The organism is Polaromonas sp. (assembly GCF_030689685.1).
GTDB lineage: Bacteria > Pseudomonadota > Gammaproteobacteria > Burkholderiales > Burkholderiaceae_C > Polaromonas.
The window spans coordinates 1-6,357 of sequence record NZ_JAUYEY010000103.1; the positions used below are offsets into that span (position 1 = coordinate 1).

Here is a 6,357-nt window from a genome sequence, read left to right on the forward strand (position 1 = left end):
GGGGCCTCCGGCGGCCTGGCAGGGGCCTGATTTAAAAAATTCCGCAAGCCCTTAAACTTCCCTTTTCAACCTGGTCAGCCCGCACATCGAAATTACCCAAATTGCGAACCCTTCAGGCTCATACCTGAATTGGAAAATACTATCTGGCCGGTTCAGGCCCATCCTCAGCCGGCTGGAAACGGCCTAAAAACCGAGGGCGGCAGCTTTATTTGATCCAGAGCCGGATCGAGTCCCAGGCGCGGCCCAGAATGCCGGATTCCTCGACGGCCTCCAGCACCACCAACGGAATGTCAGCCACAGGCTGTCCGGTGCCGGTGCTGACTTTGAGCGTCCCGACGGCCTGGCCTTTGACAAAAGGCGCGACCAGTGGGTCCGGCCGGGCGACCTGGGTCTGAACTTTGGCGGAGCTGCCAGCAGGAATGGCGATCACGATGGCCTGCGGGCGTCCCAGCTTGACCGTGTTGGACTTGCCTTTCCAGACGCTGGGCGAGGCGACCGGCTGACCGGCGTCGAACAATTTGACAGCTTCGAAGGCGGTGTAGCCCCAGTTCAGCAGCTTTTGCGACTCGTTGACCCGGTCGCTGTCGCTGGCGGCGCCCAGCACGATAGCCAGCAGACGCCGGCTGCCGGGCGCATTGGCGGGGCCCAGATTCGGGAAGTCGCGCTTCGCGGTGGCGATCATGCAGTAGCCGGCGGCAGCGGTGTACCCGGTTTTCAGGCCGTCGACCGAGGGGTCACGGAACAGCAGGGTGTTGCGGTTGGTGTCGTTGGCGGCCGGCGTGCCGGGATAGCGGTATTTCTTGATGGCCGAAAAACCCATGTAGTCAGGGAAGTCCTGCATCAGGCGGGTCGACAAAATGCTCAGGTCGCGCGCCGTCGTGGTGTGGCCAGGCTCGGTCAGGCCTTCCGGGTTTTTGTAGCTGGTTGAGTTCATGCCAAGCGCCTTGGCCTGCTCGTTCATCAGTTTGACGAAGTTTTCAGCAGTGCCGCCCACGCCCTCGGCCAGCGCCATGGTGGCGTCATTGCCCGATTGGACGATCATGCCTTTGATCAGGTCTTCCACCGGCACCTGCATCTTGGGGTCGATGAACATGCGCGAACCGGGCATCTTCCAGGCGCGTTCGCTGACACCGAAGGTCTGTTTGAGGTCGATTTTTTTGGACTTCAGCGCATCAAACACCAGGTACTCGGTCATCAGTTTGGTCAGCGACGCTGGCTCGACCGGCGAATCAATGTCCTTGGACGCCAGGATCTGGTTGGCCGTGACATCGAGCAGCAAATAAGAGCGGGCAGCCACTTCGGGCGGCTGCGGCATCTGGGCTTGCACTGCCGGCAGAAAACCTGCGGAGCTAACGAAAGCCAGGGAAGCGGCCAGGCCGCGAAAAACTGTCGAAAAACTCATGGGGGAATAAAACCTGGAAATGGAAGAAGGAAGGAAGAAAAGCGCTCAGCGCAGATGGCGCGCGACCAGACTTTTCAGCAGCGGTAATTGTCCATGAAAGAAATGCCCACCACCGGGCACAACCGTAACAGGCAGTAGCTGCGGCCTGGCCCAGTCCATCACGGCCTGCAGCGGCACGGTGTCGTCCTGCTCGCCATGGATCACCAGCGTCTGTTCATGCGCGGCCTCGGGAATGGGGGAAACCGCAAAGCGGCTGGTCGCTGGCGCCACCAGCACCAGCTTGTCGATCACGCGCGCTGGCTGCAGGCGCGCAAACACCTGCGAGGTCACAAAACCGCCGAAGGAGAAACCGGCCAGCGCCAGCGCACCCTGGGGCGCCGCCTGCTGCACCACGGCCAGCATGTCCTCGACCTCGCCGCGCCCCTCGTCGTACACACCTTCACTCGCGCCGACGCCGCGAAAGTTGAAGCGAACTGCGGTCCAGCCGCTCTGGGTGAAAGCGCGCGCCAGCGTCTGCACCACCTTGTTGTCAAGAGTGCCGCCGAACAGCGGATGCGGATGCGCGATCACGGCGACGCCGCGCGAAGCGCCTGTGGGCACGTCGAGGGCCATCTCGATGGCGCCGGCCGGGCCGGGGAAACTGCTTTTCTGGGTGTGAGCGTTCAAAAGGCGATTTTTCTGAGATGTTGAGTGCTATTGAATTAATAGCTGCTTGTACCCACCCAGCATGGGTTGGAGGCATAAATCATTGATATTTTCTGAGGTTTCCGGCGATCAGCGCCCGAGGTGCGCAGGGGTAAGCAGGCGCTCGACAATCTGGCCGCGTTGAAGGTGCGACTCGACAATCTCGTCGATGTCGTTCGCATCGACATAGGTGTACCAGACCGCCTCGGGATAAACCACGGCCACCGGGCCGGCGGCGCAGCGGTCCAGGCAACCGGCCTTGTTGACACGCACCTTGCCCGGCCCGGCCAGGCCGGCAGCCTTGACCTGCGACTTGCAGCGGTCAAAGCCCTGCTGCGCCCGGTGGTTGGCACAGCTATCTTCGCCGCCTTCACGTTGGTTCAGGCAAAAGAAAATATGTCGTTCGTAATAAGAGTCGGGGGCTGCGGCGGCCGGGGCCGCACCTGTCGCGCTGGTTGGTGTCATGCCCCGATTTTACTTTCGCCCGCTTCTGCCGCCTTGCGCGCGGACAAACGCACCAGCACGTAGACCAGCGTCGCAAAAGGCCAGAGCCAGCCCAGCCACTGGGCCAGGCCGTTGAAACGCACAAAGCGCCCCTGCTCCCAAATCTGCAGCGTCTCGGCAAAGTAAGGGCCGACCGGCGCCTGGTTCAGCAGCGACAGGTGCACACACAGCGCGACCAGCAGCAGCGCGGCGCTGGCCCGGCGTGGCACCGGCAGCAGCAGCAGCGCCAGCACGCCGCCCATGACCAGACCGACCTGTACTGGAAGGTCCAGCCAGGCCCACGCATGGTCGGGGCCGTAGCTGAGCGCCGCAGACAGAGCGGTCAACGTGATGCCGGTGGCCAACGCTGCCACCAGGAAAACCGCCCGCTGCGGCCAGGTGCGCACCACGCCATAAGCGAGCAGGCAGGGAATCAGCGCGCCCAGCGCCACGCAAATCACCTCGGCGCCTGGCACCAGCGGCTGCAGCTCGATGTCGCGCACCGGCAGCCATTGCAGGAAAGGCGTGTCGGCCAGTATCTCGGCCAGCCAGTACTCCAGCCGCTCGACCACCTGGCCCAGCCCCAGCGGCACCGAAGCGGGAAACAGCAGCGCCACCGGCCATAGCGCCAGCAGCACCAGCGCACCGCGCGCCTCGCGCACAAACCAGCGCGCGCGCACGCGACTCCAGCGGGCAATGGCACCGGCTTTTTCGAGCAGCCAGGCGCTGCAGGCGCCCAGCCAGGCACCGGCGGTGTTCAGCGCGAAATCCACATTCGAGGGCACGCGCGAAGGAAGGTAACTCTGCAGCGCTTCCATGCTCAAGGACAAGGCCGCCGCGCTGAGCACGGCCGCGCTGACAGCCCAGCGCATACGACCGCTGCGCAGCGCGGCCAGGGCCAGCAGGAAACCGAGCGGCGCATAGCCTGCCAGGTTGACGCCGACATCAAAGCCGGTCCAGTAACGCGGCAAGGGCGCAGTCAGAAAATTCAACGGCGAGATGCCCTGGTTGCGCCACTCGGCAAAGGGGTAGAGGCTGGCATAAACAATCAGGCAGACCGTCGCCAACGCGAGCGGCCAACTGGCTGATTGCACACCAGAAGTTGACTCACCCCTATCGTTCTCACTGCGCTTCGCTTCGTGTAGTTCCTTTTCCCCATCCAAGGGACGACGCATCGCGCCCGGCAAAGCCGGTTCGTTCGCGTCTGCTGGTGAAGGCGGGGGGGGCACGCTGGTTGTCATGGTGCTAAAACGGCTTGACGACCACCAGCACAACCGCTGCGAACAGCAGCAGCACCGGCACCTCGTTAAAGAAGCGGTACCAGCGGTGACTGCGCGTGTTGCGCTGCGCGACAAAGGTCGCGAGAACGCGGCCGCAGGCGTGGTGATAGCCGATCACCAGCACCACCACGGCCAGCTTCGCGTGCATCCAGCCATTGCCGGGACCGCGGCCTATGCCGTAACCCAGCCACAACCACAGGCCGAAAGCCAGCGCGGGCACGGCCAGAATCGTGGTGAAGCGCAGCAGCTTGCGCGCCATCAGGACCAGGCGCTCACGCTCGGCCACGCTCTCCGGCGGCACCATCGCCAGGTTCACAAAAATGCGCGGCAGGTAGAACAGGCCCGCAAACCAGCTAGCGACAAAAACAATGTGAAGTGACTTGACCCAGAGCATGAGCGAAGTGTAGCCCGCACGCCCTTAGCCAAGCGTGCGCCACGCGACCTGCCTTTAAAGCGAACCCCTTGTCACATCTGTCTGCGTTGACTAGAATTAATAGGTGTTGTTACCTTTTGGTGGCAGCATCCCGCTTTTCCTCCCTGAGCGGGTGCCTTTACGTGTCACAGCAAAAAGGCTTCCAGGCCCGGCTGACCTTGTGTCATCCGGGCATTTTTTTGTCTGTGCTGCAGGGCCGCTTCATGCGCCATTTCGCTTCTACCAAATTAATCGACGCTGCGAACCAAAGCTTTGGCACAATTTGCCAATGACAGTTCACGCCCCTTACCCTTCCGGCCGGCCGCGCCGCCTGCGCCGCGACAGCTTCACACGCAACCTGGTGCGTGAAAACGCGCTCAGCGCCCACGACCTGATCTACCCGGTGTTTGTCACCGAAGGCACGAAGCGCCGCGAAGCTGTGGTCTCCATGCCGGGCGTCGAGCGCCTGAGCCTGGACCTGCTGCTGCCCATGGCCGAGGAGTGCGTGAGCCTGGGCATTCCCGTGATGGCGCTGTTCCCGGTGATCGGCGCATCGCTCAAGACTTACGACGGCAAGGAAGCGCTGAACCCCGACGGCCTGGTGCCGCGGGTGGTGCGCGAGCTCAAGAAGCGCTTTCCCGAACTCGGCGTGATGACCGATGTGGCGCTGGACCCCTTCACCAGCCACGGCCAGGACGGCCTGCCGGACAAAGAGACTGGTTATATCCTCAACGACGAAACGATTGAACTGCTCGTGGGCCAGGCACTCACACAGGCGGAAGCCGGCGTCGACATCGTCGCCCCCAGCGACATGATGGATGGCCGCATCGGCGCAATACGCTCGGCACTTGAATCGCGCAAGCTGATCCACACCCGCATCATGGCCTACAGCGCCAAATACGCGAGTGCGTTTTACGGCCCGTTTCGCGATGCGGTGGGCTCCGCCGGCAACCTCGGCAAGGCCGACAAAAAAGTCTACCAAATGGATCCGGGCAACAGCGACGAAGCCTTGCGCGAGGTCGCGATGGACATTGCCGAGGGCGCCGACATGGTGATGGTCAAGCCTGGCATGCCTTACCTGGACGTGGTACGCCGCGTCAAGGACGAGTTCGGCGTGCCGACCTTTGCCTACCAGGTCAGCGGCGAGTACGCGATGCTCAAGGCCGCTGCGCTCAACGGCTGGCTCGACCATGACGCGGTGATGATGGAAAGCCTGCTGGCCTTCAAGCGCGCCGGCGCCGACGGCGTGCTGACCTACTTTGCCATCGCAGCCGCCCGTTTGCTACAAAATAAATAGCAACTCAAGCATGACGGATATGGGCTGCAGACCAAATTAGCTTCAAACCGGACAGACACCGTGCAAATTGTTGAATTCACCGCCGACAGCCTGCGTTTTTCGGACGCCCTGCCCGCGCAGCCGCCCACCGATGGTTTCGTCTGGATATTTTTTGACCGCGACGAGTTCCAAACCCATCTGCCGCTTCTTCAGCAGGCGACGCAGCAACTGGGCGGCTCCGCGCTGCTGGACCTGCACTGCCAGGACCTTAGCAACGCCGTCCATCCCTCGCACTACGATTTCACCTCGATCTACGACCTGATCATCTTCCGCCGACTGGCGACCCAGGTGGAGACACGCGCCGAGGCCGAGCTCGAAACCGCCGTCGAGGCCTACCATGGCCAGGGCGGGCAGCCGCGCACCAAACCGCGCGGCGGCCTGGCCGCCTTCAACCGCATCAGTTCGCGCGCGGTGGGGTTTGTGGTGTTTGACCGGCTGTTGATCAGCGTGCACCCGCGCGGCTGCTACACCGCCAAAAGCTTCATTGAGCGTTCATTAACAGATGCCAAGTTCAGCGTGGACGCCGTGTCGGCGCGCAGCCGCATTCCGTCCAGTCCGACCGACTTGGTGCTGCGCATGGTCAACACCATGGTCGACAGCTACCTCGACGTGCGCAAGGAACTCATTCCATTTCTACTTCATAAATGAAGTAATCAAGGAGCTCACAATCCAATCCCAAGAGACAATGGTGCGCACAGTTTCAGGGTTTTGCTCCAAAGTTCTGAGTCCCAGTGCAAGCTGCTCCTCCAGCGCGTCAAGG

The 6,357-nt window shown here is 62.5% G+C and carries 7 protein-coding genes; 2 read left to right on the forward strand and 5 right to left on the reverse strand.

All coding sequences use genetic code 11. From position 1 onward, the window contains the following. Positions 1-205 precede the first annotated feature (205 nt). From Q8O29_RS20275 to Q8O29_RS20295, 5 genes are all read right to left on the reverse strand, one after another. Entirely contained in the window at positions 206-1,402 is a 1,197-nt protein-coding gene (locus tag Q8O29_RS20275) for a D-alanyl-D-alanine carboxypeptidase family protein (RefSeq protein WP_371134291.1), read from the reverse strand. Positions 1,403-1,447: 45 nt separating this feature from the next. Continuing rightward, a complete protein-coding gene (locus tag Q8O29_RS20280) occupies positions 1,448-2,068 on the reverse strand; it encodes an alpha/beta hydrolase (protein WP_305566039.1) in 621 nt (206 codons plus the stop codon). A gap of 108 nt (positions 2,069-2,176) precedes the next feature. After that, a complete protein-coding gene (locus Q8O29_RS20285) occupies positions 2,177-2,551 on the reverse strand; it encodes a ferredoxin (protein ID WP_305566040.1) in 375 nt (124 codons plus the stop codon). Continuing rightward, complete coding sequence (locus Q8O29_RS20290; RefSeq protein ID WP_305566041.1) at positions 2,548-3,663, reverse strand: VanZ family protein; 1,116 nt, start codon at positions 3,661-3,663, stop codon at positions 2,548-2,550. The genes Q8O29_RS20285 and Q8O29_RS20290 overlap by 4 nt, the downstream gene beginning before the upstream one ends. Before the next feature lie 151 nt (positions 3,664-3,814). Beyond that, positions 3,815-4,243 (reverse strand): CopD family protein, encoded by a 429-nt coding sequence (locus tag Q8O29_RS20295; RefSeq protein ID WP_305566042.1) that lies wholly within the window; start codon positions 4,241-4,243, stop codon positions 3,815-3,817. A 307-nt stretch (positions 4,244-4,550) separates the two neighbouring features. Here Q8O29_RS20295 and hemB point away from each other — a divergent pair, with 307 nt between their 5' ends. Continuing rightward, positions 4,551-5,558, forward strand: a complete 1,008-nt coding sequence (gene hemB, locus Q8O29_RS20300; RefSeq protein ID WP_305566043.1) for a porphobilinogen synthase — start codon at positions 4,551-4,553, stop codon at positions 5,556-5,558. 60 nt (positions 5,559-5,618) lie between these two features. Further along, on the forward strand, positions 5,619-6,245 hold the full coding sequence (locus Q8O29_RS20305) for a hypothetical protein (protein WP_305566044.1): 627 nt from the start codon (positions 5,619-5,621) through the stop codon (positions 6,243-6,245). The last annotated feature ends 112 nt before the right edge of the window (positions 6,246-6,357 follow it).

What these genes read in the sequence shown, in the direction of transcription:
- Q8O29_RS20275 (WP_371134291.1), bottom strand. Translation starts at nt 1,402, where the DNA reads ATGAGTTTTTCGACAGTTTTTCGCGGCCTGGCCGCTTCCCTGGCTTTC.
- Q8O29_RS20285 (WP_305566040.1), bottom strand. Translation starts at nt 2,551, where the DNA reads ATGACACCAACCAGCGCGACAGGTGCGGCCCCGGCCGCCGCAGCCCCC.
- Q8O29_RS20295 (WP_305566042.1), bottom strand. Translation starts at nt 4,243, where the DNA reads ATGCTCTGGGTCAAGTCACTTCACATTGTTTTTGTCGCTAGCTGGTTT.
- hemB (WP_305566043.1), top strand. Translation starts at nt 4,551, where the DNA reads ATGACAGTTCACGCCCCTTACCCTTCCGGCCGGCCGCGCCGCCTGCGC.